Genomic DNA, 24937 nt, shown 5'->3' with positions numbered 1-24937 from the left:
GATGCAGGGCCGCATGCTAGGGTTTGTTATTAAAGCACAGCTTACACTTACTGTCAACATAATTTTTGACGTAGTCCCTACTGCTCCTCAAAAAAATCCTCCTCCCCTTCAGCCAATTCTTCTTCGGTGGGAAGTTCGCTGCCTGCAAATTCTTCGGTCAGTACAATGTCGTCGGCTTCAACCGCAGCTTCATCCTTTCTGTGCTGCTTGCCTTCATCCCCAGGTTTGCGGAAAATGAGTTTGAGGGCGGTTCCCACAAAGCCAAAGGTTTCGCGCAGGCCATTTTCTAAATAACGTCCATAGGAAAAGTGCATGACTTCGGGCCAATTGCAGCGAAAGACGAAAGTCGGAGGTTGTGTGCTGACTTGTTCTACGCTGGAGACGGTGAAGCGGTGCTTACCTCGGGACATGTTGGGTGGATGTTTGTCGAGCGCCAGTTGCAGCCACACACGAAGATCTTTCGTTGGAACGGTTTTTCGGCGCTCCTCTGAAATTTCGGCGCTGAGTTCCAGCACTTGGAAAATGTTGCGACGTTCGAGCGCGGAGGCAAAAATGACAGGTGCCCAGGGCAAATAAGCCATTTTGGTTTTGAGCCGGTGCACAAACATGTGCTCCCCTTGATCTCGTTTTTTTGGGTCAACGAGGTCCATTTTGTTTACAACTAGAATGAGTCCTTTCTTCTGTTCGAGGATGTATTGGCTGACGTGGCAATCTTGGTTGGTGATGCCTTCGTCGAAACCGAGCATGAGCACGCAAATGTCGGCTTCGTCGACCGATTGCATGGTGCGCAGGATGCTGTATTTTTCGATGCCTTGTTCAATTTTTCCGCGACGGCGAATGCCGGCGGTGTCCACAAGGGTGAATTTGAAATCTTTGTATTCAAAGTCGATTTCGGTGGCGTCGCGGGTGGTGCCGGGCACATCTGAAACCACGACCATTTTTTTACCAAACAGGGCATTGACCATGGTGGACTTGCCCACATTGGGGCGGCCTAAAAAAGCGATGCGGATGCGTTCTTCATGGGGTTTTGCGGCTTTTTCATCGCGTTCAAAGCCTTGATCCTTGAGTTCGTCGCCCACGCGACTCTCGAGTTCATCAATGCCAAAAGAGTGCAGCGCGGTCACAGGGATGGGTTCGCCAAAACCGAGTTCGTAAAGATTGTAGCGTTGTTCCTCAAAACGAGGGTTGTCGCATTTGTTGGCTACAAGCAATACGGGTTTTTTAGATTTGCGCAAAAGGTCTGCGGCATGAAAATCTTCGGCCGTGGGATCTTCACGCACATCCACCACAAAAAGAATCACGTCTGCGCCGTCGATGGCGATGTGGGACTGTTCTTGCACGCTGGCCTCAATGCTTTCCCCTTCTTTACCCAGTTCCAGCCCCCCCGTGTCCACCAGAAGAACTTCATAATCATCGATGAGAGTTTTATCGTAAAGACGGTCGCGAGTGGTCCCGGGAATATTGGATTCGATGGCACGGCGTTTACCGACCAAACGATTGAAGAGGGTTGACTTGCCCACGTTGGGGCGGCCTACAATGGCGACGACAGCTGACATATATTGCAGATGATAACGGATTCTTCTTCCAGGTACAAGGTGCTTGCCGTGACTAAAGGACGCAGCGCGGCTGAAATTGTGAAGTTGCTGCGCGAAAACCCCGTGCTTTTTCGCATTGGAGAGAATCGGGTGGAAGAGGCGTCGGAAAAATTCGAGGAGCTACGCATTTTGCTTGGTGACAGGTTTGAGCGGCTTGAAAAATACTTCATTGGCAAGTTGCAATCGCGCAAGATTAAGGACGTGGCTCGACTTTTTGATGGGGTACAAAGCGTAGAAAATTTAGAGCAGGCACAAAAACTTTCGGATGCGGCGTTGAAGCTGGGAAAAACTCTGCGCATTTATATTGAAGTGAATGTGTCGGGCCTTTCGCAACGCAGTGGAGTTTCCCCTGAAGCTTTTAAGGATTTATTGGAAGCTGCTTGGGTTTTGCCGGGCCTCAAAGTGGAAGGCGTGATGGGCATGGCCACTCGTGAACCTGAGCTTGCACGTCAGCAATTTCGGCTTTTAAAGTCTTTGCAAGGAGCCTTGCCGGAATGTTCTATGGGGATGAGTCAAGATTATGTTTTGGCAATTGAGGAAGGGGCCACCTTGCTACGATTGGGCACGGTGCTTTTTGAAGAAGGGTTGCCCAAAGGCCTGGTCTTTTTTTGACTTAGCCTCTAAAGTGAATTCACACGCACTTGCATGAATTTTCTTAAAAAGTTCCTTCCTCTTTCCGTCTTTATTTTGATGCTTTTTGGAGTTCCTCTCAGCCAAGCGGCAACAGGGCTTTTGCCGGGAGGGGACGATTCTGTTGCGGACAATTTAAGCATCGCGCAGTGTTTTGACATGGTGGAGCTTTGGACTGCCGACTATGCAGAAAATGGTTATAACGGAATGCCTGAGTCTCAGACGATTGATGGCTTTGTCGTAAGTTCCGAGCAAATGCTCACTTGCGCCCTCAAATCTGGGAACATGCAATTTTGGATGTTGCCTTATTTCATCAATTATGCCCTGGAATTTGTCATCAATGTGGCGGGTATTTTGGTGGTGCTGATGATTGTGGTGGGTGGATATTATTATATTTTGGGCGCCGTCACTGAAGACAAAGAAAAAGGAAAAACCATTATTACGTATGCGATTGGTGGTTATGTTTTGGTGCTGGTTTCTTGGTTCATTGTCAATGCTCTTCTTCTTCTTGTAACCCAATAGCCATGGAAAAAAATCTTTCAAACTTCATTCAATTCACCAGTAAAAATCTAAAAAGTCTAAGAAAAACTTTAAAGAATTTGAAGGATGAACGTGAGGCTCAACTGCATCCAGTACGAAAGCCTCATGCCCCTGAAAGTAAAAAAGCGAAGCCAGGAGAAACGTTCATTTACTTCTCGATTGGCAACGTGGCCAAAGCGACCATTACTGTTTTGGTGCTCATGGCTTTGAGTAAGTTTTTGGCAGAGATCAGTTCTGTTATTATATTGTTCTTCATTTCCATTTTGTTTGCTTCTGCCTTGAATCCGGCAGCGGATTTCTTGGAAAAACGACATGTTCCTCGAGCGGTCAGCGTCTTGGGCATGTATTTACTACTGTTGTTCCTCTTGGTGTTCTTCATTTCGCAACTCATTCCTTTGGTGGCCACCCAGCTCACTGAGCTTGCACACAGTTTGACGACCATTCTCGACAAATTGAGCAGCAATGAACTGGATCTGCCTTTTGGAGAAAGTATTCAACCGGCCATTCAAGACTTTTTGAATCAAATCGATCGTGAAACCGTGGTGGCCCAAATCAAAGGTTCTTTGGAAAATCTTTCCACTCAATTGGAAGCTGTGGCGGGCAATACTTTCGGAGCGATTAAAGTTATTTTCAATGGAGTGATCAACTTTGTGATGGTTTTGGTGCTCACCTTCTTCTTGGTGGTGAACGAACGCTCGGTGAGCGAATTTTTTATCTCCCTCTTCCCTTCCAAGCATGGAGATTACATTGCTCACAAAATCAAAACAGTTCAAAATAAGGTTGGATTTTGGCTGCAAGGACAGCTCACGCTCATGTTTCTGATGTTTGGCATGAGTCTCATCGGACTCTTGATTTTGGGTGTGGACAATGCGCTCACTTTGGCCATGATGACGGGTATTGCAGAACTTTTGCCTGTCGTGGGCCCCGTTGCCGCAGGAATTCCAGCCGTTTTAGTGGCCTTTAACGAATCCCCTTGGTTGGCTGTTTGGATGATTGGTCTTATTGCGCTGCTGCAACAAATTGAAGGACACATTCTGGTGCCTTTGGTCATGCGAAAAGCCGTTGGGCTCAACCCCATCATCATTATTTTAGCGATGCTCATTGGGCTCGAAACTTTGGGTGTCGTGGGCATGATCATGGCTGTGCCAGTGGCGACCACGCTTTCCATCTTCGTGACGGAGTACGCGCAAAAAGAAAAGTAAAGTGCGCTGAGCTGCGAAATCCCAGTTGTAGTTGCCACGAGGAGTTGGGATTTTCAGTTTGCCCTTTTGCCCCAAATAAAGGGCTTTCCAAAGATCTTCTTCTGTTTGAATCCACTCGGCATTTTTATAAAGCTCGTGGTGCACAGGAATGTTTGAAAGCAAAACGGGACACTTGGCCCGCACCGCTTCGAGGACAGGCAAGTCGAACCCTTCGGCTCGACTCAAGGCCAAAAGAGCTTTGGCGTTTTTATAGAGCCAAGTTTTCTCCTCTTCATTCACAAAAGATAAAAAATGGAGGTTTTTGTGGCGAGTGAGTTCGAGCTTTTTAAAACGTGAGTCTTTGGGTTTCAAACCAGCCACTACGAAATTCATTTTTGGGAAACGAGCGGCGGCTCTTGCGATCCATTCCAAGCGTTTACGAGGATCGGCGGGGCTGAGGGCCAAATAAAAATTTTTAGCCGTTATGGCGCTGGATAAACTTTGAGGACGTTTGGGTTTTACAAAAGGTTCTACTCCTTCGTAAGTCACTTCCTTGGGACCTTTGAAAGCGAGGCTTTGGGCCACCGTTAAACTGGGGAACAAGAGCCCATCGCTGAGTTTTAAAAGTCGTTTTAAAGGGAAAAGGCGGTGCCAAAGGCGACTTTTTAAAGAAAGGCTGCTGCGGTCTTTCTCTGGAATTCGATCGTGCACGGTCATTACGACCGGGAAAGGGCACCGGTAAAAAGGGCGCCGGTCGGGCATCCACAAAAGGTCGGGCGTTTTTGGGAAATACTTTTTGGGCAGTTTGGAAAAATGCAACGCGGCGGCCAAATGAAACTTGCTATTGGAATGCGGCAAGTGCAGCACTTGTGGAAACAAGGTATGGATGCGTGGGCAAGGTTTGCGTGCTTGGTAAAAGAGCAGCCAGTCGATGGACCTGTCTTGAAGAAGGCGTTTCACAATGCTGCGCACGTAAACTTGCACTCCACTTTCGTTGGGATCCAAAAGAGGTCTCAAATCGATGGCGATACAGAGGGGTTCAGTCATGCAAGCGGCTCTGATGAGAATTCCATTCTGCTTCTAAAAAATGACGAAGTTCCGATTTGAATCGAGAAGAAGAAAAAGATTCCACGCTTTTCGCCACCTCTTCAGGCTTCCATTCTTTTTTTTCAAAACGATGGATGGCATCCACCAAGCTGTCCACATTTTGCTCCTCAAAAACAGGCCTGAAACATTTTCCGTTACGGTTTCTAGCGCCCCTCCTTTTTTGTAAGCTAAGACAGGCGTGCCACAGGCCATGGCCTCTAATGGCACGATGCCAAAATCCTCCAGTTGAGGAAAAATGAGGGCTTTTGCATGTTGATAAATGGTTTTCAACTCTTCGTCACTCACTTTGCCTAAAAACTCCACTTGCTCCGAGCCACGTTTTTTAAGGTTTTTTAAGGAAGGCCCTGTCCCGACGATTTTTAAACTTTTACCGGCTTTTCGACAGGCGTCTACGATCAAATCAAAACGCTTGTAAGGAATCAGTCGTCCCACGGCCAAATAATAATCTTGCCTTTGACCTTCGTAAGGTGAAAATTTAAAGAGATCCACCGGAGGCGCAATGACCTTACTGGAGCGGCCGTAATATTTTTGGATGCGCTGCGCCACATACTGGGAATTGGTCAGGTAAGCGTCCACCCGTTCGGCAGCAAGACGGTCCCAGATGCGCAAGCGATTCAAAAAAGGCAAGAATAAAAACCGAAAAGGAGCAAATGATTTGAATTCTTTTTGATAACGATGCGATTGATCCCACACATAACGGATGGGCGAATGACAATACGAAACGTGCAAGGTTCGAGGGGAAGTGACTATGCCTTTAGAAGTGGAATGGCAGGAAGAAAGCACCAAGTCGTAGCCATCCAAATCTAGGGTCTCAAAGGTTTTGGGCATCCACGGCAAAAAGAGACGATGAAAGCGGCGTGCCCCTGGAATGAAGCGCAGCCAGGATTCCCGCACCTCAGCCTTGGCAAATTGAGGACAATTTTTAGCGCTATAAAGCGTGGTGTAAATGGGCGCATTTGGAAAAAGTTCGTGGAATTCTAAAATCACTCGCTCTGCTCCAGCAAAAACGGTGAGCCAATCGCACACCAAGGCAACCTTTAATGAATCGAATGAAGCTTGCATCGGTGCTTACTGAAGCACGGCCAGTTTTGCTTCGTCAAGCGTGGCGTAAGCGGGAATGAGTTGAGTGAGTCCCACCACTTGTAAAATATCGAGAATGTTTTCTCGGGCAGCGGCGATCACCACTTTTCCTCCATTGGCAGAAACTTTGCTGTACCAATCGGTCAAGTATCCGATGGATTTGCTGTTCATGTATTCCAAACCTGTGAAGTCAAAAATCAAGCTGAGCCCTTGAGGCGCCCCTTCAATGATTTGATAAATGGCTTTGGCTTTTTCATCCACGTTGCTTTCATCCAATTGGCCCACAATGCGAATCCACTTGAGCACTTTGCCTTGAGGGGCACCTGAAAGATCTTCGATGGTGATTTGAACGTCGGTCATACGTAGAGATGGCTAGGAGAATTTTGCTGGGATGAGATTACCTTGTCCTCTTCCTTTCGTAAATATTTTTTTACTTTTACGCGAATTCCACCTTCAGCGGTGTTCTCAAAAATCAATTCGTCGGTCCATTCCCCCACGATTTTAGGCAGGCCTCGACCGCGAAAACCGAGGTATTGAGTGCCCATCATTTGACGGCGCTCTTGAAGCAAAGCGGTCAATTGTTCTGCTGTGATTTTGTCTTTACCCGTGCCTGTGTCTTCTACAATCACTTCTAGCGATTTATTTTTGGTGCTGATGAGAGTGATTTTGATGAACTCCCCAGCCTTGCTGCCGTGTTCGATGGCGTTGTTGCACAGTTCATCCACACCAGCTTGAAAGCGATAAGCCCATTGAGACGAAAAACCCGTAAGATTCTTGGTCAAATTGACTACAAAATCTCGAATACCCGAAAGAAAATAGGCTTGAGTTGGAATGGCAATGCGAATCTCCGTCGGACGTTCATCCAAAGGAATTTGTTCGGCCGTACTCAGCTCTTTTTGAGCCTGAGGCACCGTTTGTTCGAGTTCTTGAGGGAGTGGATCCATGGTGGCGGGGAGGGGGCAGGGGGCTTGATTACAAAGCTTTACTTTTCTATTGTTCATTTTCTTGTTTTGGCTTTTTATCTTCTTTATTTATTTCCCTTTCTATTCTTTTTTCAACAATTTTATTGAAAATTGTTGAGCCGGCTTTGACAGTAAGCATCGCAGGTTGAAGTTCCGTCTGTCTGATCAGTTTGAGCGCTTCTTCTCTTTTCTGTGTGGCAAGATCTGCCCCCAATGTTTTCTCCCAAGCTGCTTGGACTTCATGTTTTTCTAATTCCTCTTTTGCTTCGTCCAGTCTTAGGAGCAGGCCTGCACTGGGGGAAGTATATGCCTCCATTGCATAACCTTCCAGTTTGGAGATGACTTTCCACGGATCTGCCCAAGCTTCTTGATCTCCTTCGGAAGGCGATCTTTCCAATCCCAATTCTTCAGCGGCCAGATTTAATCCGGTTAATACGCTCCATCCTTCTGTCTCTGAAATCTGTTCCATGGCTTGGAGGTAAGTAATCGTTTCTCCCTGACTTCCTCGGATGTATCGAGGGGGAATTGGTCCTCGTTCTATCACGGCTGTGACTCCTTTGTCGAGGTAGGATGCCCCTCCTTCTTGAACAATAATAAAGACTTTGCGCTCTCCTCCAGAACCTTTCAACAGAACTACTTTTGAATTTTCTCTATCGATACCGTTTCTTTCAGAGTTTTGAATTCCTAACTCAGACCATTGGTCTTTGGTCAATTGTACCTCTTCGAGAGAAGCTACTTGTATCCCTGCATTAGGATAGTTTTCCTTAAACTTGTCTGTGATGCTTTCCCATTCTGCCTTCAGTGGATTCATGCTTTCAATGGCTTCGGCAGTTTCCGGTACAATTGTTTTTTTTTGCCCTTTAGTGCCAACGGGTAACTGCTCTTCGTCTGCGTATGGATCGAATTCTTCTAGAATAAATGGGGCCTGTATTGCATCATTCGTTGTTTTCCTAGTTTCCCTAGTGGCTTCAGGGTCTTCGGGTTCCTCTGGAGTTTCACCTGAAGGAGTTTCACCTGAAGGAGTTTCACCTGAAGGAGTTTCCTCCTTCTTTTCTTCTCCCTCCGTTCCTTCTCCCTTCTTCCCTTCATCTTTCTTCCCTTCTCCTTCTTGTTTAGTATCGTTTCCCTTAGGCTCAGGTTCTTTGTAAGAATTGCCATCCAAGTCTGTTACTTTCTCTACATCCTCTGGCTGAATTTCAATGAATGGTCCCTCCTTTGGTTCCCATTCAACTGTTACTTCGGGGACTGCTACTTCGGGGGCTTTGCCCTCAATAACTCCTAGTTCCAATCGTATGACTGGCACTTCCTCTCCTTTGCCTTCTAGAGCAGACATTGGTGAAACTCCTCCTGTATTTGGAAGGAGGCGATATTTTTCTGCAAAATTCAAATAAGCTTGCAAATAGGCTAAATTTTGTTCAGGCGTGCCCTTATAATTTTCTGGGCTTATTGCTTGAGCAGTCGGATTTTTATGGAGTAAATATGCGTTGACTAGTTCACAAAAACCTTCTTGTTTTAGATAGTTCTTTCTGGCTTGAAAACTTGGGTCGTCCTTGTATGCCATTAAGGCTTCGGTGAGTATTCCCTCTTTCAACAACTTTTCATTCAGAGCTTGTATATCGCTGGAAGTGGCTTTTATAGCTTCAGCGCGATTTTTTAGATGTAAATCTCCTCCATCGAGGTATTCTCCACCTCTAGTCCATATAAAAGTTCCTCGAGTGAAATCAAAAGAAATTTCGTCTTCTGGAAGCACTTTGCCCGCATTTAAGCCTTGCTGCTCTAGGATGAGTTCTAAAACTGCCAAAAAATACTTTTGGTTCTGATTCAATTGACTGAAATCATCTTCCCCTAGCACCTTGGTGAGCAACTTTGTAAAGGTTCCATTCTGTACAAGTGTAAGCTTGCAAGTATCAGGTATCCCTATCTTTGCTTTCACATCGGCAAGGCCCTTGGTGTCTAGTTTCCCTTCCAAAGCTACCTTCACATCTAGATCGACTGGAATTCTATTGACCGTATTCGTAATACGTTCAACGTCATTGATGGGAATTTCTTTTTTTGTTTGATCGGGCATAGGAGTGGAACCTTTTAAAGTTTTAAATCTCATAATTGTAACACATTGTTTTTGAAAATGCTAGGGGGACTTGCAAAACAGGAGTTAATGAGTATAATCGGCGTGTATTTATCTCAGTTTTGCTCCTGATTCTGCCTTCCTGTCCTGCTCTTTGAGGGGATCCTCGGTGGAAAGTGACGGTGCGAAGCGTTAACCCCAAGGAACCATGTCCGATCAGAAAAAAGTCATGCAAGAAATGCTTGCAAATGCCGTTCACTTCGGTCACAAGACCGCAAAGTGGAACCCTAAGGTTGCTCCTTACCTCTACGGCAAAAAAAATGGAGTGCATATTTTTGACCTCAATCAAAGCTATCAAGGCTTGATGGCGGCCAAAGAATTCCTCACCGCTGCAGCGATGAATGGAAAAACAGTGCTTTTTGTGAGCACCAAACCTCAAGCCACGGCAATTGTGCAAGAGGCCGCTGAAAAATGCGGAATGCCTTTTGTAACTTCCAAGTGGATTCCAGGTCTTTTGACCAACTTCAAGACCATCCGCTCTCGTGTGAAGTACATGCTCGACCTCAAGGAACAGCGTGAAAACGGCGGTTTCGACAAGTACACCAAAAAAGAAGTGGTTCAATTCAACAAGCAAATTGAGAAATTGGAAAACGCGCTGGGGGGTGTGGCGTCTCTTGAACGCATGCCTGATGCGGTGTTTGTGCTCGACTGCCACCGCGATAAAATCGCTGTGCAAGAAGCCATTAAAATGAGGGTCACCGTCGTGGGTGTGGTGGACAGCAATGCCGATCCCGATGGAATTCAATATGTGATTCCTGGAAACGACGATGCCATCAAGGCTATCCAATTCTTTGTTGGAGAACTGGGCGGTGCTGTTCAAGAAGGGCTTCGAAAAAACCGTAAATAATTCTTAAATCCACGCTTTATGACTGAAACTTTACAAATGCCTGCTCCCACTCCTGCAAAGGATGGTCACGCTCTCGTTGCTTACATTGGTCCTCTTTTCATTTGGACCATGATGAAACACGGGGACAATCCCTCTTATGTTTGGCATGCTAAAAATGCTGCCGGCATTTTTGCGGTGGACGTGGCGATTTATTTGGTGCTTCAAATTCTTGCTTTTGTCATGCCGATTGGCATGCTGGGCCTTTTTGGTCTTATTTTCTGGGCAGCTCGTGTACTGATGACCCTCATGACTCTGTTTGCCCTTTGGCAAGCCTGGAATGGAAAACAAGCCGTGCTTCCTCTCGCTTCTGGAATCGGTCAAAAGATTCCGCTTGAAAAGTGGTTTCATAAGAGCCCTGCTGCCCCAGCTGCTTCCGTAGTCACCCCCGTGGCTGTCAGCATTTCTGTTGCTAGTCCAGCCCCAAGCCCTGAACCTGTGACTACTCCAACTCCTGTGGAGCCGGCTCCAACCCCAGAACCTACTCCAGCTCCGATGCCCGAAGCTGTGAAAGCCCCAGAAGCTCCCGTGGCCACAGCTCCGATGCCTGCACCTGAGGCACCTAAACCTGTTGAACCTACGCCTCCGGCTGCTCCTACTGTTTAATTTTTGAATTTTAAAAACCTATGTCAGTTTCTATCGATCAAATCAAAAGTCTCCGTGAACGAACCGGGGTCTCTATGTCCGCATGTAAGTCCGCTTTAGAAGAAGCGAATGGCGATGAAGAAATGGCCATTGAAATTTTGCGCAAAAAAGGAGCCGCCAAGGCTGCTGAACGCGCCGATCGTGCCACGGCCAATGGAGTGGTTTCCATCGTGCAACAAGACAACAAAGCCGCGATGATTGCCCTCGGTTGTGAGACCGATTTTGTAGCGAAAAACCCTGATTTCTTGAAAAGGGCTCAGGAGCTTGCTGAAAAACTGCTCCGTGAAGGGGAAGATGCCAATTTTGACCAAGACATTTCTGAACTTGGAATGGCGATGGGAGAAAAAGTGGTGATCAGCGACAAAAAAGTGGTGAGTGGACCCAAGCTTGCAGCTTACACCCACCTGAACAACCGCATTGGAGTGATTGTTTCTGCCAGTGGCGGTGACGAAGAAACGGTGCGCGACATTGCCATGCACGTGGCCGCAATGAACCCCAAAAACCTCTCCCCTGAAGACATTTCATCTGAACTCGTTGCTAAGGAAAAGGAAATTTGGACGGAACAGCTCAAAGCCGAAGGCAAGCCCGATGCCATCATCGAAAAAATCATGGAAGGTAAGGAAAAGAAATTCCGTGAAGAGTTTGCCCTTTTGACTCAAGCTTTTGTAAAAAATCCTGAAAAATTGATTAAGGATTTGCTCAGCGGTGAAAAGATTGAAGGGTTTTGGCGCTTTGAGGTATAGTGGCGTCCTATGTGGACCTCCATTGAAGATGCACTCGACCAACTCCGTCAGGGCAAAATGCTCATTGTTCTGGACGACGAAGATCGTGAAAACGAAGGAGATTTGGTGATGCCGGCGCAGCTTTGTACTCCAGCTCACATCAATTTTATGATGAAGTTTGGGCGCGGACTGATTTGTGTTCCCATGAATTCCGAAGATGCCGATCGTTTGGATTTGCCCCCCATGACGGGTGATGAAGCAGAGACCAGCCGATGCAACTTCACGATTTCGGTGGATGTGAAGGCGGGTACCACGACCGGAATTTCGGCCAGTGACCGTGCGAAGACGGTTCAAGCCCTTGCTTCCCCTGAAAGCTTTGCTCGCGATTTTGTGAAGCCGGGTCACCTCTTCCCTCTTCGAGCTCGCAAAGGAGGGGTTTTGGTGCGCGCGGGCCATACCGAGGCGGCCGTGGATTTGTCTCGCCTTGCAGGATTTTCGGAGGCAGGTGTGATTTGTGAAATCATTAAAGACGATGGTGAAATGGCTCGCCGAGACGATTTATTGGAATTTGCTCGAGCTCATGATTTAAAGATGATCACGATTCAAGATTTGATTGCGTATCGACGACTCAAGGAGCACTTGGTGACTCGTGAAGTGGAGACGCTCATACAGACCGACTATGGAGAGTTTAAAATCATGGTGTATAGCAATGCCATTGATGCCAGCGAACACATCTTGCTCGTGAAAGGAGAGGTGGAGGGAAAAGAAAACGTTCTCGTGCGGGCTCACTCCGAGTGCATGACCGGGGATGTGTTTCATTCACAACACTGTGACTGTGGAGCACAATTGGATGCCGCTTTGAAGCAAATTGCCGCCAAAGGTGAAGGAGTGCTTTTGTATTTGCGACAAGAAGGGCGTGGCATTGGGCTCATCAATAAACTCAAGGCTTATGTTTTGCAGCGCAAAGGCATGGATACGGTGGAGGCCAATCAGAAACTCGGCTTCAAAGCGGACTTGCGTGAATACGGCATTGGAGCTCAAATGCTCAAAGATGTGGGCTTAAATACCATCCATTTGCTGACCAACAATCCTCAAAAAATCGTGGGTCTAGAGGGGCATGGGCTTCAAGTGACGGCGCGAGTGCCTTTAGAAATTAAACCTGGAGCCAGCAGTCGTGCCTATTTGAAAACAAAAAAAGATAAATTGGGTCATTTATTGAATCACGTATGATCCAGATCCCTCCTGATGCGTGGGTGATGAACCGTGCTTTGCGTTTGGCTGAAAAAGGGCGGGGTTGGACCGAGCCGAACCCGATGGTGGGTGCGATTTTGATGAAAGACGGGAAGCGCATCGGTGAGGGGTATCACACGAAGTACGGTGCGGCTCATGCTGAAGTGGAGGCTTTGCGAGACTGTGAGGCGAAGGGGCTGGATCCGCGTGGTGCAACGCTTTATGTGACTTTGGAGCCTTGTTGCCATCATGGAAAAACGCCTCCTTGTGTGGAGGCGGTGCTCGCGAGTGGAATTGAGCGAATGGTGGTGGCCGCCGAAGATCCCAACCCTAAAGTGGCGGGCAAAGGACTGGCTCGTTTGCGAGAGGCAGGAGTCGTAGTGGAAGTGGGACTTTTGGAAAAACAAGCGCGAGAACTCAATCGCTTTTTTTATCATTTCCATGAAACGGGATGCCCTTGGGTGACCCTTAAAGCGGCTTTGAGTTTGGATGGAAAAATTGCGGTCAAACGGGGTGAACAATGCTGGCTCACCGGCGCGGCGGCCAAACGTTATGTGCATGGTTTGCGCCATGAACATCAGGCCATTTTGGTCGGAGCGGGCACCGTGCTCGCTGATGATCCTCATTTGGGGGTGCGTGAGGTGCCGGGACGGGACCCCTTGCGTGTGATTTTAAAAGATGATCGTCCCCTCCCCTCTGCTTTGCAGATTTTTCGCGACGAAAATGTGTTGGTTTTGGAAGAAAATTCCATCAAAAAAATCTTGAAAGTGTTGGCGGAGCAGAATGTGCATTCTCTTTTAGTGGAAGGGGGGCAAAAAATCTTCACGGCTTTTGTAAAAGCCAAGGCAGTGGATGAAGTTCAATTGCTCATGGCTCCGGTGTTTTTGGGCCAAAAAGCTTTGGATTTTTTAGACGAAGATTTGCCCTTCACGCTTGAAGAGGTGACTCATAAAAAACTAGGTCCGGATCTTCTTTTGAAGGGCCGTATTCAATAAGAGTGCAAGTCCCAAATAAGTCGCCGCGGCCAGGCTTATTTGCAGGAGTAAGGGCAGGGATTCGCTTTGCATCAAAACCGCGATCATTACGGCTAAGGAAGTGATTTGAATGCTGAGTTTTTTTGCATCCAAAAAATGCAAGGGGGATCGTTTGAAGTGCTGTGCTAAACCTAAAACAAGCAGCAAGGCGTTCAAAGTCGTTCCCAGCACATTTCCCAGGGCTAAGGTTTTTAAATCCCCTCCGTAAACGAAAATGCCCAGGCTGTTGAAAAGGATGATTCCCGCCATCGATACACAAGCCACGCTGGCCGGGAAAAAGGTTTTTTTAAAGGCATAAAAAGCTCGTGTGAACAGGGGAATGAAGCTGAGTGGCAAGGCGGTCCAAACAAAAATTTTCAAAGTTTCTGCAGTGCGCTGCGTGGCCTCGGCATCAAAAGCGCCGCGTTCTAAAAGCAGTTCAATCAATGGCTCTCGAAGCAAATATAGGCCCAGCACTGCCGGTAAAACCCAAAATAGAATTTGAGAAAGACTTTGTCGCAAGGAGTTTATAAACTGCTGAGGTTCATCGACTTGCTCTGCCAAACTGGAATAAACGGCGGTGGATACGGCAAGGGCCACCACTCCATAGGGCAAACTTTGCAAGTTGAAGGCGTAGTTGTAAACCGAAAGACTCCCCACGCTTAGAAAGCTTGTTAAAAAAACGTCTGCAATGGAAGCCAATTGAATGGAAGAAATGCCGAGCAGGCGTGGAACGCTCAAGGCGAGAAATTCCCTCCATGCTTTGTCCTTCCATTTGAAGTGAAAACGATAACGGTAAGCGCTGGCATAGACACCGGGAATTTGAATTAAAAAATGTAAAAAAGCGCCGGCAGCCACTCCATAGGCCAAAGCGTAAACTCCATGAGTGCGGCCAAAAATGAGCGCAGCTAAAATGATGCTAAGATTATAAAAAACAGGAGCCAAAGCGGTTCCGTAAAAGCGTTTATTGGCATTTTCGACTCCTTGCAGAATGCTGCTGAGTCCCATGAAAATAGGCGATAAAAGCATGATGCGAGTCAGGGTCACGGCCAAGGATTGAAGCTGGGGGTCGAAACCGGAAGCCAAATGAGGAATGAGATAAGGAGCGGTGAGCCAGCCGAGCAGCGAACAAAAGAGTAAAAGGCCCATCAAACCGGTGAGCACTTGGCTGGTGAATTCGAAGGCCTTGTCTTGTCCCTCTTTTTTGCGCAATTGCGTGTAAAGCGGGATGAAAGAGGCGGACATGGCTCCAAAAATGAGCAGCGTGTAGAGAAAGTCTGGAATTTTGAAGGCCACAAAATAGGCATCCAGGGCCAAAGGACCAGCCTGTGTTCCTACCCCAAAAATCGAGGAAAAAACCAAGTCCCTGAGCAGCCCCAATGCACGACTGATTAAGGAAGAAAGGGCCAAAAGAATAACCCCCAAACGCACTGGATCTTTTTTTAAGAAAGCAAGCACGTCTGGAATTTTAGCAAAGTTTTGAGGAGAAGGACAGGGCGGCCCTTCCATTTCTGTCAAAAATATGTTATAATACTATGAATTATTTCATCCATGCTCGCCACTCTCAATCGAATACTCAACCTGCAAAATCATGAATGGCCGCGCCTTTTGGTGAGTTGGAGCATGACTTTTTTGACTCGCATCGGCTTTATTATTGGTTCGACCATTCTTTTAGCCACTTTTTTGAGTCAAATTGGGGTTCAGCTTTTGCCGGTTTTCTTTCTGGGGAATGCTCTTTTGGCCATGCTGGGCACCGTGCTTTACCGCCCGCTTTTGCACCGTGTACGGCGGGAACTTTTGATCACTTACACCGTGCTTTATTCTGCGGCTTTTTTGATTGCATCCGTCGCATTTCTACCTCAAGGCAACAGCATATTTTTTGTTTTTTACATGATTGGCCAGGCGGTGTTTGTCACTCAGCTCAGCATTCTTATTTCTTTGTTCAATGAAGAGCTGTTTTCACCCTTAGAAAGCCAACGTGTTTTCCCCGTGATTGAATCGGCTGAAACTTTAGGAGGAATCATCGGTGGATTTTTGCTCAGCACTTTTTCGCACAGTTTTCCGGCTTACAAATTCATGGTGCTTTGGGTGATTTTGCTACTCCTTATTGTGCCCATAGTGCTGCTCTTCAATCCTCGAACTTTAGAAGTGCCTAAATTGGAACAGGGCCGAGTGCATGCTCCTAAAAAATTATTGAATAGACTCAGAGAACTCAAGAAAATTCCTTTTTTGAAAGGACTTTTGATTGTGGTGTGTTTGCATTTGGCCGTGATGAATGTTGTGGAATTTCAATACACGAATGCTTTACAAAATGCCGTGGCTCACAGTGAACATTACGAAGAAGATCTCACGACTCGACTGGGAACTTTGCACATGGTTTTTTATTCAGTGGCTCTTTTTATTCAGCTCATTGCGGCCAGCCGGGTGCTCACTTCCTTGGGAGTGGTTTGGAGCATGCTACTGCACCCGATTGGAGTGATTTTGAATGTACTCGCCATGACTTATCATTACAGTTTTGCCAGTGCGGCTCTTGTAAAGGGAGGTTTTGAATTCACCAATATTTTCTTTAAAAACGGTTACGACTCCACTTATTATGCCATTCCTCATGAACTCAGAGACGATGCAAAGGAAGTCTTGCAAGGTTTGATCAAGCCTTTAGGAGCTCTTTTGGGAACCGGCTGCGTGCTCGGCATTACGCTGCTGTTTCAGGACGCTCGCATGGTTTTGGGGCTCAACGTTTTGATTTTGATTTTTGCTGCCACCATGGGCTTTTTCCTACGCCGCATGTCTGGCCATTACACCGAAATGTGTGAACACAACCTCAGCCATAAATTGGATTTATCCACTCGGCTCAATGCGGTAGAAATTTTAGGTCAAAAGGGCCACGGTCCGTTGGCTAGTTCTTTGCAACGCATTTTGAAACGGCCACAAGAACCCTTGGTGCTCAAAGAAAAAATCATCCATACCCTGGGGCTTAGAGAAGATGTGACAGCCGTGGAGACTTTGCTCACTTTGCTCGATTCTCCCTCCGATCGTCTGCGTTTTGCCGTGATTCAAGCTTTGAATGGTTTTGAAATTTTAAAAAAGCCTTCCTTCACTCATTCTTTCACTCGCACTCGCGTGCTCCACACTTTGGAGGCGCATTTGCTTTTGGAAAAAGATGCTCTTGTGAGGGAAGCGCTCGTCGATTGTCTCTTCACCATGAATGCGGAGCGTTTTACGGACTTTGTACTTCGTGGACTCAACGAAGATTCTGCTCATCGGGCAAAGCTCATTCGCATGCTCAAATTGTTCAGCGATCCCAATTTGAAATATTATTTAGCTCCTGCTTTGGACGATAAAGACCCTGAAGTGCGAGCCGCGGCTTTGGTGGCCTTGTGGAAGGATGAATCTATGCACAGCACTCTAGTACATCATTTGGAGCAAATGCTCAAAAGTCCCAAAAAAGATTTCGTGCGAGCGGGCGTTGTTGCTGCCGGCGAAGTGGTTTATAAACCGGCCCAAAGTCTTTTGCACGAGCTGACTGCCAGCTCAGATAAAAATCTGCAAAAAGCCGCTCTTTTGTCCTTGGCTCAATTGGAAGATGTAGAGGTGATTCCCAGTCTCATCCATCGTTTTTTGGACCCCAGTCACGAATGGTTTGAAGAAATGAATTCGGTGCTGGGCTCTTTGTCGAGTCGCTTTGCAGCGGAGGTGAATTTTGCCTTTCATCATTATGTTTCAGATACCATTCATCAAATTTTAGCCCCCTACCAAGGGAAGACTTTGCAGGACCTCAGTCGAGAACATTTGGAGACTTTGTCTCTGCTTTATTCCAAAATTTCAGCCCATCACGAGGCCCATCAGGTTCAAAAGGTACTTGATTCGACGGATTAGAACTCCTTATAATGGAGTTCGATGTTCTTCCGCCGCCACCTCTTTCGTTTTTATGTCTTATTCCTCTTTATTTTAAGTGTGTTTTGCGCGGCGATTTGGGTTCTCACTGCCGAACATGTTTCTGAGAGCGGACGTCTGGGCATTGCTTTGGGTCTTTTTACGGTGCTGGCTGCCTTGGGTTTTTATGAATTCATTGCGCTTCCTTTCAAAAAAATCATCCGTGAAATGAAGGCGCTGCTCACCGGTAGGCCCTACCATCGAGTGATGACCACCAAGCAAAATGAAGTGGGTGTTTTGGCTCACTTCTTTAACGAAGTGACGCGGAATCTTGAAAATATTTCGGGTGAAGTCAAAAACCATCAACGTTTACGCAAAGAATTGGATTCGGCTCAAGAAATTCAACAGTTGCTGATCCCTAAAGAAGCCCCTGCCATTCCCGGGCTTTGCATCAGTGCCAAAACTCGTCCTGCCTCTGAAATTGGTGGAGACACTTTTGACTTTTATAAAAAGGGTGAGCGTTATTTCATTTATATTGGAGATTCCACCGGGCACGGCATTCCGGCGGGAATTGTGATGGTGATGGTGGATGCACTGCTTGAGACCTTTATTGATCTTCAAAATTCGCTGACGGATATTTTGGTGAACTTGAATAAATATTTGAAACCTCATCTCAAACCGACCATGTTCATGACCATGATTTTAATGGAGTGGTTGCCTCATCAGCATACTCTAAAATGGAGTGGTGCCGGTCATGAATATTTGATCCATTTTAAACCTAAAAATGGGCAGATTCAAAGTTTGAAAGCGGGTGGGATTGCGGTGGGCATGCTGGCGGACAATAAGGCCTATGTGCAAGAACAAAATTTGGTGCTGGAAGAAAATGATTTTGTGGTGCTTTATTCCGACGGAATTGTGGAAGCTAAAAACATGACAGGTGAAGTGTATGGACTTGCTCGTCTTTCGAATTTTATTCAAAACCAAGCGAGTGAAGAAAGCACTCCCAACGAACTGTTTGAAAAGATCGCCATCGATGTGGGACGTTTTATGGAAGGAGAGGTTCAACTCGATGACATGACTTTGATTGTGCTGAAACATTGTGAAAACTCCAGTACTCAAACTTCCTCTACCGATTGGCACAATGCGGGTTCTACTCTCTAGAGGCCTCTAGAGACTTGTGATTTTGCTTATTTTTTGCTATAATGGACGGATTGAACTCAGTACGTATGGCAGCTTCTTTCCTTCTTCAAAACAAAACTTTGCGCCTTCTTGCGGTCGTGTTGGGTGTTTTGACGCTGCTCGGGGGCTTGAAAATGCTGCATCCTGCGGAGGAACTGCGCCTGGCCAAAGTGGATGAAACCGTGGCTGGGAGCGATTTACAAGTGATCTTGCAAGGTGAAGCTCAAGCGGACGTGGAGGTGCAATTGACCAGTGTGAATGGACTCGCAAAAACTTATCTTGTAGAACTGGACGAAAAAGGTCAGGGAACTTTAACCCTGCCCGGCAATGAATTTCAAAGCGCTGGGACTTATGCTTTGGAAGCGGGTTATGAGAAAAAACGAAACTCTTTCACTGCTGCCCAAAGTTTTGAGGTGGTGGCGGCTGAACCCGATCTTGCTCAGTCTCGCATTCATTTCAGCAGCAGTGTCCTCTCCAGTCGACAAAGCACTTTAATGAACGTGCTTTTGAAAGATGCCTATGGCAATCCTGTGATGGGACATGCCCTGTATGCCACTGCCGACTCCCCTTCTGTCCAAGTGTTCAGTTCGGAATTTGTGACCAATGAAAAAGGACAAATGAACTTTTCGGTACTGGGTTCCTCGGAAGGCATTGCTCAAATTCAACTCTTTGACTCCACTTTAGGTCAGCCCATTTTGGGTCCGGCTCAAGTGGCTGCGGAGGGCTTGCTCTTAGAACCTTCTGTGCAACTCGCTGAAAGTGGGCCTGTGGATGCCTTTGTGATTCTTGGGCTTGACGATGAAAGTCTCACGGGTGACTCTTTGAGTGTGACTGTGAAAGCCATTGATGAAGAAGGATTCACCGTGACAGATTATACGGGAAGCATTCGTTTTTCTTCGAGTGATGAACAGGCCGACTTGCCCAACGATTATACTTTTTTGGCGGAAGACCAAGGCGAACACTCCTTCAGTTTGGGCGTTAAATTTGTCACTCTCGGGGAGCAAACTTTGAGCGTGACTGACCTCGACAACGTGCGAGTGAACGGCGAAGCCAGCACGGAAGTGCTTAATGAAGAAGACGCTAGCGTCGATTACAACCCCGATTTTGAAACCACCGATTTTGCTCGCGAAGGAGACTTTGAACTCATCAGTCCTGCTTCGGGTAGTTACTCTTCCGGCACACTTGAAATTCAAGGTGAAGCGGAATACGGCCACCATGCTTTTATTTTTGTGAATGAAGAAGAAGCCGGTGAAGCGGATATTGAATTCGACAACAGTTTTGCCTACACTCTTCAAAATTTAGAGGATGGAAATTATGAAATTTATGTAGAAATTCGAGATGAAGAGGGTGCGTTGGTGGAAAGATCGAGCAACGAGAGCGTGCGTATCGACAGCACTGCTCCTCAATTGGTTTCCCTCAGCATGGATCCTGAAAATGGAGTGGAACCCGAGGGGAATGTGAAAGTGGTGGTGCTCAGCGAGGCCGATTTGGAAGAGGCTTCTGTGATATTTGAAGGTGAAGTGTACGGTATGGAAGAAAGCAGCAGTCCTGGAAAATATGAAGTTTTGCTTGTCGCTCCTTCAATGGAGGGAGAGTATTCTATTGATGTGCTGCTTGCGGATGCTTTAGGCAATGAGGTGCAATATAGAGATGAAGCTCTTTTGAAAGTGAGCTTGGAAGAAGAACCTGTGGAAGATGAGGAGCCCGTTCAAGAACCCGCTTTGGAAAAAATGGTGAACAGCGTGACCAATCTCAGTGCGACCGGTGGACCCGGTTTAGTGGCTTTGAGTTGGGAGACCCCTGAAAGTACGCTCCCTTTGGCTTATTATCGTGTTTATTACGGACCTTCCCCAGCGGCGCTCTTTGCCGTTTCAGAAACCACCGATTCCTCCACACATTGGACCATCAGTGATTTGCTCTCCAATGAACTTTATTATTTCACCGTGACAGCGGTGGATGTGGAGGGCAATGAAAGTGAAGCGGGTGAAGCCGTGCTTGGGGTGCCTGAAATGAAAGAAGGCGCAAGTGCTCCAAGCAGTACGGTGCCCACCTACCCTGTGTCTACGACGCTGGATCAAGATGTGGATCGAACTCCTGAAACGGGACCGGCCATGAATGCCTTGGTGCTGCTCAGCACTTTGGGGGCGCTCGGTTATGTGATGTTGAGACGACGTGCACGCGCATAGCTCTGGTTTTTTTTTGACTTAACCTCTAATATCCATGCACATCTTTGTATGGATTTTTTAAAGCAAACTCTCAATATTCTCATCGACCTGCTGATTGTGCTTGTTTTTTTGCGGGTGATTTTTTCGTGGTTTAGAACCGAAGGCGCTTTGGTACAACTGTTAAACCAATGCACGGAGCCTTTTTTAGCTCCGCTGCGACGCGTGCTTCCACAAATGGGCATGCTGGACTTTTCACCGCTCATTTTGCTCCTTTTGATGCAAATCATCCGTTCCCTCATCAATGCCTATTTATGATTCAATTTTATGACAGTTTGAAAGGTGAAAAAGTGGCTTTTAAAAAAAAGCCTGGTGAAAAAGTGGGCATCTATGTGTGTGGCCCCACTGTGTATGATTTTGCGCATTTGGGGCATGGACGCAGTGCCGTGGCTTTTGATGTGATTCGACGTTTTTTGGAGTTTTCAGGCTACGAAGTGGTTTTTACTTTCAACACCACTGACATCGATGACAAAATGATCGATAGGGCTGCGAAAGAAAGCATCCGTGTGGATGAGTTGGCTGAGCGTATCATTCCTGAATACAAAGCCGATTACGGAGCCTTGGGCGTGAAAGCCCCTACGCACAATCCTCGTGCGACTGAATTTGTGCCGCAAATGATTTCCATCATTCAAACGCTTGAAAAAAAAGGCTGCACTTATGTTTTGGAAGACGGTGTGTATTTTGATATCACGACTTTTCCTGCGTATGGAAAATTGTCTCATCAAAAGTTGGAGGAATTGAATGCAGGGGCTCGAGTGGAAGAACGCAAAGACAAGCGCAATCATCAAGATTTTGTGCTGTGGAAATTCAAGAAAGAAGGTGAGCCGTTTTGGAAAAGCCCTTGGGGCGATGGGCGTCCAGGCTGGCACATTGAATGCAGCGCCATGAGTTCTACGCTTTTGGGCGACCATTTTGATATCCACGGCGGTGGGCTGGATTTAAAATTCCCTCATCATGAATGTGAATTGGCTCAGAGTGAAGCGGCCAGCGGTGAGTTGCTTGCGGACATTTGGATGCACAACGGTTACATCACGGTGGACAGCGAAAAGATGAGCAAGTCGCTGGGGAATTTTTTCACGCTGAAGGAAATTTTTAAGAGTTATCATCCTCGTGTGGTGCGCTTCTTTTTATTGGGCACACATTACCGCTCCCCCATTGAATATTCGATTGAAATGCTGGAGCAAGCCCGCAGCGCTTTGAAAGGCATGGATGAATTTTATTTGAATCATTTGGATGGCTCGGTTGAAGCGGAGGTAACCCTGATTGCGGCGTTGAAAGAAAAAATGGACAACGATGTGGATGTGGCAGGCGCGCTTTCGGTGATTTATGAATGGATGAAGGCCGAACCCACAAAGGTACAGGCCACGTTGGAGGCCGTGAATGCAGTGCTGCATGTTTTGCCTGTGGATTTTATCGTGAGCGAAGAGGCGCAGGTTTTGCTCGCTGAGCGTGCTGACGCTCGTGCTCGAAAAGACTGGGCAAAAAGCGACGATTTACGCAATCAACTCGCGGCGCTCGGTTATGACGTGGAAGACAAAAAAGACGAGAGCACAGTGAGGCCGAGGATTTAGAGGTGGGCTCTAGTTGATCGTGAGTTGTGCTTTGTAATCCCCCATGCCTGCCTCTGCCAAGGCTAAAGTTTCGTCGTCTTGATTGAGCTCCGTGAACATTTGCGCCAGTTGTTTCTTTTTTTTCTTGAATTCTATAAAGGGTCAAAGCGGGGAGAGCTAGGAGATAAGGATTACTGCTTCATTCAGTTTGATTTTTACATAAACTATTTCTCAATTCTTACAGTCAGTGGATTTTTGAGGGAAAATTTTGAACCGGACATTTTGACGCACCCCTCTTTCATGGCCCGTTTAATCTCTTGGTTTGGAGACCACTTCCCTATAATTTGTGCCAGTAGGGTTATGGAAATGACTGCTAATAAAATGAGAGAAAGAAAGGGCTCTGTTAATACTGGCATGAAAATGAGGGCCAAAATTACAATGTAATTGAGAGCCTGGTATTTATAAACAATCGTTATTTCTTTAGCGGTCTCCGTGCGGTTGTAGAAGAGGGACATTTTGTATGTGGTGAGTTATTAAAAGAGAAGGATCACTTCCCCATCGCGAAGTGTACGGTAGGGGATTTTGTTGTGCTCACAGTAAGCGACTTCTTTATCGATGTCTGCCGATTCAGGATGGTCGGATTCATAATGAGGTAAAAAAGCATAATCGATAAAAGCAAGTCCTTCCCAAATTGTCTCTTTAAAATTCGCATAAGGGTGTTGGGTGGGGTCATCGACCGTTTGTAGGTGTTCAAGGTTTGGAGATAAAACACAGCCTGCTGCGCTGTAGCCTCCATAAACAAAAGAAGCATTCCCTCGAAGTTCTTGTAAAAGTTCATCTAGACCTGAGAGTTTCATGGCCTGCCTTAGAATAAAAGTATTGCCTCCACTCACCCATAGCATATCGAGCTGCTGAAGTTTTGCACGCAGTTTCTCTTTTTGGCCAAAATAATTTTTGAGATCAAGTTCTTCGACTTTCAAGCCTAAGTTTTCAAGTTCTTTTTTGTCTTCGCCTGTAAATTCAGTTCGCCACTCTTCGTCGTTTTCGGCGGAATCTAACGCGTTGGAAATGTAGCCCACTCGCTTTTGCGTGGAAGATAACCACTTTTGAGGGTTTCGGCTTCATTGCCCAGTTTGTACGAAGAGAGATAAAGCTTCATCCGTTTAAAAGAGAAGGAATGATCGTGTTCACATCCCCTGCGCCCATCACAATGAGCACGTCGCCTTCTTCGAGAGAGTCTTCGAGGTAAGAGGCGGTGTTTTCGAGGCCGGCTTCGTGGTGAACGTTGTCGTGATGCTGAGCAATGGCATCGACCAGGGATTCGGCGGAAACTGCGCGCCTGTCTTCGTCGGTGTCGCGGGCAGCATAAATATTGGGGATGAGCACTTCGTCGGCGTCTTCAAAGGCTTCGGCAAAATCATCGAGCAGGGCTGCGGTTCGACTGTATTGATGGGGTTGAAAAACGGCTACGAGGCGAGCGTCTGGGAATTTTTCTCGGGTACTCTCCAAGGTCGCACGGATTTCGCTGGGGTGGTGGGCGTAGTCGTCGTAAATTTTTGCTCCGTAAAGGGTTTCTCCTTTAAATTCGAAGCGGCGCCAAGCGCCTTGGTAGTCGCTCAAGGCTTGGGCAATGGCGCCTTCGGGGCAGCCGAGCCGGCGCGCGAGCGCGGCGGCGAGGCCGGCGTTTGCAAGATTGTGTTGACCGGGCACTCCCACCTCCCCTTCGTATTCACTGAAATCGTCCGGCCACAGCACTTCTTCACTTTGAGCAGCGAGTTGATTGAAGGCTTTTTCATAATCGGCTTGATCTTTGAAGTAATCGAGATGGTCGAGTTCGATATTGGTGATGCCCAGGAGGTCGGGATTGAGACTCATGAAGTTGCGGCGGTATTCACAGGCTTCCACGACGAATAAATCGCTCTCACCCACGCGCACATTTTTTGTTTCCGAATTCTTGAGTTTGCCGCCCACAATAACGGTGGGGTCTTCTTATCGGCGGCTTCCAAAATGTGGGTGAGCATGGCGGTGGTGGTGGTTTTGCCGACTGCTTTCGATAGCGATCACACGGTAGTCGCGAGACATTTCTCCCAGGGCTTGGAAATAAGTGAGTGCGGGAATATCGAGTTCACGGGCTTTTTGAAGTTCACGATTGGTGTCGGGAATGGCCCCGTTGTAAATCACGCAGTCGATTTCTGGATCGAGGTGATGTACCACGGCCCGATGGCGATGGCGAAACCTTTCCTGCAACCTTCAATGGTGGAACTGCGTACGGAATCGCTCCCAGTCACCTCCTTGCCTTGTGCCTTCAGAAGTTACGGGCGAGACCACTCATGCCAATGCCTGATGCCAATGAAGAAAAATTTGCTTGAGTCTTTAATTGCTCATGGTCTTGTTAGACTG

The 24937-nt window shown here is 47.0% G+C and carries 23 protein-coding genes; 13 read left to right on the top strand and 10 right to left on the bottom strand.

The genetic code is table 11. The annotated features are described in order from the left end of the window. Positions 1–77: 77 nt before the first annotated feature. On the bottom strand, positions 78–1556 hold the full coding sequence (der, locus tag IPG41_00115) for a ribosome biogenesis GTPase Der (GenBank protein QQR54974.1): 1479 nt from the start codon (positions 1554–1556) through the stop codon (positions 78–80). Between the two features lie 9 nt (positions 1557–1565). Here der and IPG41_00110 point away from each other — a divergent pair, with 9 nt between their 5' ends. Genes IPG41_00110 through IPG41_00100 form a run of 3 tightly spaced genes read left to right on the top strand, consistent with a single transcriptional unit; the run spans position 1566 to position 3967 of the window. After that, entirely contained in the window at positions 1566–2207 is a 642-nt protein-coding gene (locus IPG41_00110) for a YggS family pyridoxal phosphate-dependent enzyme (protein QQR54973.1), read from the top strand. A 33-nt stretch (positions 2208–2240) separates the two neighbouring features. Further along, complete coding sequence (locus tag IPG41_00105; GenBank protein ID QQR54972.1) at positions 2241–2747, top strand: hypothetical protein; 507 nt, start codon at positions 2241–2243, stop codon at positions 2745–2747. A 2-nt stretch (positions 2748–2749) separates the two neighbouring features. Beyond that, on the top strand, positions 2750–3967 hold the full coding sequence (locus IPG41_00100) for an AI-2E family transporter (protein QQR54971.1): 1218 nt from the start codon (positions 2750–2752) through the stop codon (positions 3965–3967). On the opposite strand, the gene IPG41_00095 is transcribed toward IPG41_00100, so the two are convergent. Genes IPG41_00095 through IPG41_00075 form a run of 5 tightly spaced genes read right to left on the bottom strand, consistent with a single transcriptional unit; the run spans position 3854 to position 8656 of the window. Continuing rightward, positions 3854–4993, bottom strand: coding sequence for a glycosyltransferase family 4 protein (locus IPG41_00095; GenBank protein ID QQR54970.1), 1140 nt, complete (start codon positions 4991–4993; stop codon positions 3854–3856). The two genes, IPG41_00100 and IPG41_00095, sit on opposite strands and share 114 nt — an antisense overlap. A gap of 33 nt (positions 4994–5026) precedes the next feature. Beyond that, the gene (locus IPG41_00090) at positions 5027–6115 is read right to left on the bottom strand and encodes a glycosyltransferase (protein ID QQR54969.1); all 1089 of its coding nucleotides are present in this window, start codon (positions 6113–6115) and stop codon (positions 5027–5029) included. A 6-nt stretch (positions 6116–6121) separates the two neighbouring features. Continuing rightward, positions 6122–6493 (bottom strand): STAS domain-containing protein, encoded by a 372-nt coding sequence (locus IPG41_00085; GenBank protein QQR54968.1) that lies wholly within the window; start codon positions 6491–6493, stop codon positions 6122–6124. After that, positions 6490–7077, bottom strand: coding sequence for an ATP-binding protein (locus IPG41_00080; GenBank protein ID QQR54967.1), 588 nt, complete (start codon positions 7075–7077; stop codon positions 6490–6492). Before IPG41_00080 ends, IPG41_00085 begins: the two co-directional genes overlap by 4 nt. 46 nt (positions 7078–7123) lie before the next feature. Further along, entirely contained in the window at positions 7124–8656 is a 1533-nt protein-coding gene (locus IPG41_00075) for a hypothetical protein (GenBank protein ID QQR54966.1), read from the bottom strand. Positions 8657–9368: 712 nt separating this feature from the next. Between IPG41_00075 and rpsB the strand changes: the two genes are divergently transcribed. From rpsB to ribD, 5 genes are read left to right on the top strand one after another with little or no spacing between them, the layout of a single operon-like run. Next, the gene (rpsB, locus tag IPG41_00070; GenBank protein ID QQR54965.1) at positions 9369–10067 is read left to right on the top strand and encodes a 30S ribosomal protein S2; all 699 of its coding nucleotides are present in this window, start codon (positions 9369–9371) and stop codon (positions 10065–10067) included. An 18-nt stretch (positions 10068–10085) separates the two neighbouring features. Then, on the top strand, positions 10086–10709 hold the full coding sequence (locus tag IPG41_00065) for a hypothetical protein (GenBank protein ID QQR54964.1): 624 nt from the start codon (positions 10086–10088) through the stop codon (positions 10707–10709). A 20-nt stretch (positions 10710–10729) separates the two neighbouring features. Next, the gene (gene tsf, locus IPG41_00060; GenBank protein ID QQR54963.1) at positions 10730–11491 is read left to right on the top strand and encodes a translation elongation factor Ts; all 762 of its coding nucleotides are present in this window, start codon (positions 10730–10732) and stop codon (positions 11489–11491) included. Positions 11492–11500: 9 nt separating this feature from the next. Further along, on the top strand, positions 11501–12700 hold the full coding sequence (locus tag IPG41_00055; protein ID QQR54962.1) for a bifunctional 3,4-dihydroxy-2-butanone-4-phosphate synthase/GTP cyclohydrolase II: 1200 nt from the start codon (positions 11501–11503) through the stop codon (positions 12698–12700). After that, a complete protein-coding gene (ribD, locus tag IPG41_00050; protein QQR54961.1) occupies positions 12697–13695 on the top strand; it encodes a bifunctional diaminohydroxyphosphoribosylaminopyrimidine deaminase/5-amino-6-(5-phosphoribosylamino)uracil reductase RibD in 999 nt (332 codons plus the stop codon). Before IPG41_00055 ends, ribD begins: the two co-directional genes overlap by 4 nt. Here the strand turns inward: ribD and murJ are convergent. Beyond that, positions 13657–15231, bottom strand: coding sequence for a murein biosynthesis integral membrane protein MurJ (murJ, locus tag IPG41_00045; GenBank protein QQR54960.1), 1575 nt, complete (start codon positions 15229–15231; stop codon positions 13657–13659). The two genes, ribD and murJ, sit on opposite strands and share 39 nt — an antisense overlap. Positions 15232–15264: 33 nt before the next feature. Between murJ and IPG41_00040 the strand changes: the two genes are divergently transcribed. The 5 genes from IPG41_00040 to IPG41_00020 all read left to right on the top strand — a co-directional run bounded on the left by IPG41_00040 (position 15265) and on the right by IPG41_00020 (position 22558). Further along, complete coding sequence (locus IPG41_00040; protein ID QQR54959.1) at positions 15265–17589, top strand: HEAT repeat domain-containing protein; 2325 nt, start codon at positions 15265–15267, stop codon at positions 17587–17589. Positions 17590–17610: 21 nt separating this feature from the next. Further along, complete coding sequence (locus IPG41_00035; GenBank protein ID QQR54958.1) at positions 17611–18747, top strand: SpoIIE family protein phosphatase; 1137 nt, start codon at positions 17611–17613, stop codon at positions 18745–18747. Positions 18748–18812: 65 nt separating this feature from the next. Beyond that, complete coding sequence (locus IPG41_00030; GenBank protein QQR54957.1) at positions 18813–20951, top strand: fibronectin type III domain-containing protein; 2139 nt, start codon at positions 18813–18815, stop codon at positions 20949–20951. Positions 20952–20999: 48 nt separating this feature from the next. After that, the gene (locus IPG41_00025) at positions 21000–21245 is read left to right on the top strand and encodes a YggT family protein (protein ID QQR54956.1); all 246 of its coding nucleotides are present in this window, start codon (positions 21000–21002) and stop codon (positions 21243–21245) included. Further along, a complete protein-coding gene (locus tag IPG41_00020; GenBank protein ID QQR54955.1) occupies positions 21242–22558 on the top strand; it encodes a cysteine--tRNA ligase in 1317 nt (438 codons plus the stop codon). Before IPG41_00025 ends, IPG41_00020 begins: the two co-directional genes overlap by 4 nt. Positions 22559–23070: 512 nt before the next feature. Here the strand turns inward: IPG41_00020 and IPG41_00015 are convergent. The 3 genes from IPG41_00015 to IPG41_00005 form a co-directional block, all read right to left on the bottom strand. Further along, the gene (locus IPG41_00015) at positions 23071–23616 is read right to left on the bottom strand and encodes a Type 1 glutamine amidotransferase-like domain-containing protein (GenBank protein ID QQR54954.1); all 546 of its coding nucleotides are present in this window, start codon (positions 23614–23616) and stop codon (positions 23071–23073) included. Between the two features lie 76 nt (positions 23617–23692). After that, positions 23693–24508 (bottom strand): hypothetical protein, encoded by an 816-nt coding sequence (locus tag IPG41_00010; protein ID QQR54953.1) that lies wholly within the window; start codon positions 24506–24508, stop codon positions 23693–23695. An 18-nt stretch (positions 24509–24526) separates the two neighbouring features. Next, entirely contained in the window at positions 24527–24751 is a 225-nt protein-coding gene (locus tag IPG41_00005; GenBank protein ID QQR54952.1) for a hypothetical protein, read from the bottom strand. Positions 24752–24937 lie beyond the last annotated feature (186 nt).

It is taken from the genome of Candidatus Peregrinibacteria bacterium, assembly GCA_016699145.1.
Lineage (GTDB): Bacteria > Patescibacteriota > Gracilibacteria > UBA1369 > 2-02-FULL-48-14.
Note: the sequence above shows the minus strand (reverse complement) of the source record. Positions and strands in the feature narration are given on the sequence as shown.

Excerpts from the sequence above, each read along its gene's own strand:
- IPG41_00055 (QQR54962.1), top strand. The coding sequence starts at position 11,501 with ATGTGGACCTCCATTGAAGATGCACTCGACCAACTCCGTCAGGGCAAA.
- ribD (QQR54961.1), top strand. The coding sequence starts at position 12,697 with ATGATCCAGATCCCTCCTGATGCGTGGGTGATGAACCGTGCTTTGCGT.
- IPG41_00105 (QQR54972.1), top strand. The coding sequence starts at position 2,241 with ATGAATTTTCTTAAAAAGTTCCTTCCTCTTTCCGTCTTTATTTTGATG.
- IPG41_00095 (QQR54970.1), bottom strand. The coding sequence starts at position 4,993 with ATGACTGAACCCCTCTGTATCGCCATCGATTTGAGACCTCTTTTGGAT.
- IPG41_00020 (QQR54955.1), top strand. The coding sequence starts at position 21,242 with ATGATTCAATTTTATGACAGTTTGAAAGGTGAAAAAGTGGCTTTTAAA.
- IPG41_00075 (QQR54966.1), bottom strand. The coding sequence starts at position 8,656 with ATGGCATACAAGGACGACCCAAGTTTTCAAGCCAGAAAGAACTATCTA.
- der (QQR54974.1), bottom strand. The coding sequence starts at position 1,556 with ATGTCAGCTGTCGTCGCCATTGTAGGCCGCCCCAACGTGGGCAAGTCA.
- IPG41_00085 (QQR54968.1), bottom strand. The coding sequence starts at position 6,493 with ATGACCGACGTTCAAATCACCATCGAAGATCTTTCAGGTGCCCCTCAA.
- IPG41_00080 (QQR54967.1), bottom strand. The coding sequence starts at position 7,077 with ATGGATCCACTCCCTCAAGAACTCGAACAAACGGTGCCTCAGGCTCAA.
- IPG41_00090 (QQR54969.1), bottom strand. The coding sequence starts at position 6,115 with ATGCAAGCTTCATTCGATTCATTAAAGGTTGCCTTGGTGTGCGATTGG.
- IPG41_00040 (QQR54959.1), top strand. The coding sequence starts at position 15,265 with ATGCTCGCCACTCTCAATCGAATACTCAACCTGCAAAATCATGAATGG.
- tsf (QQR54963.1), top strand. The coding sequence starts at position 10,730 with ATGTCAGTTTCTATCGATCAAATCAAAAGTCTCCGTGAACGAACCGGG.
- IPG41_00025 (QQR54956.1), top strand. The coding sequence starts at position 21,000 with ATGGATTTTTTAAAGCAAACTCTCAATATTCTCATCGACCTGCTGATT.
- IPG41_00100 (QQR54971.1), top strand. The coding sequence starts at position 2,750 with ATGGAAAAAAATCTTTCAAACTTCATTCAATTCACCAGTAAAAATCTA.
- IPG41_00035 (QQR54958.1), top strand. The coding sequence starts at position 17,611 with ATGTTCTTCCGCCGCCACCTCTTTCGTTTTTATGTCTTATTCCTCTTT.
- IPG41_00065 (QQR54964.1), top strand. The coding sequence starts at position 10,086 with ATGACTGAAACTTTACAAATGCCTGCTCCCACTCCTGCAAAGGATGGT.
- IPG41_00030 (QQR54957.1), top strand. The coding sequence starts at position 18,813 with ATGGCAGCTTCTTTCCTTCTTCAAAACAAAACTTTGCGCCTTCTTGCG.
- rpsB (QQR54965.1), top strand. The coding sequence starts at position 9,369 with ATGTCCGATCAGAAAAAAGTCATGCAAGAAATGCTTGCAAATGCCGTT.
- IPG41_00110 (QQR54973.1), top strand. The coding sequence starts at position 1,566 with ATGATAACGGATTCTTCTTCCAGGTACAAGGTGCTTGCCGTGACTAAA.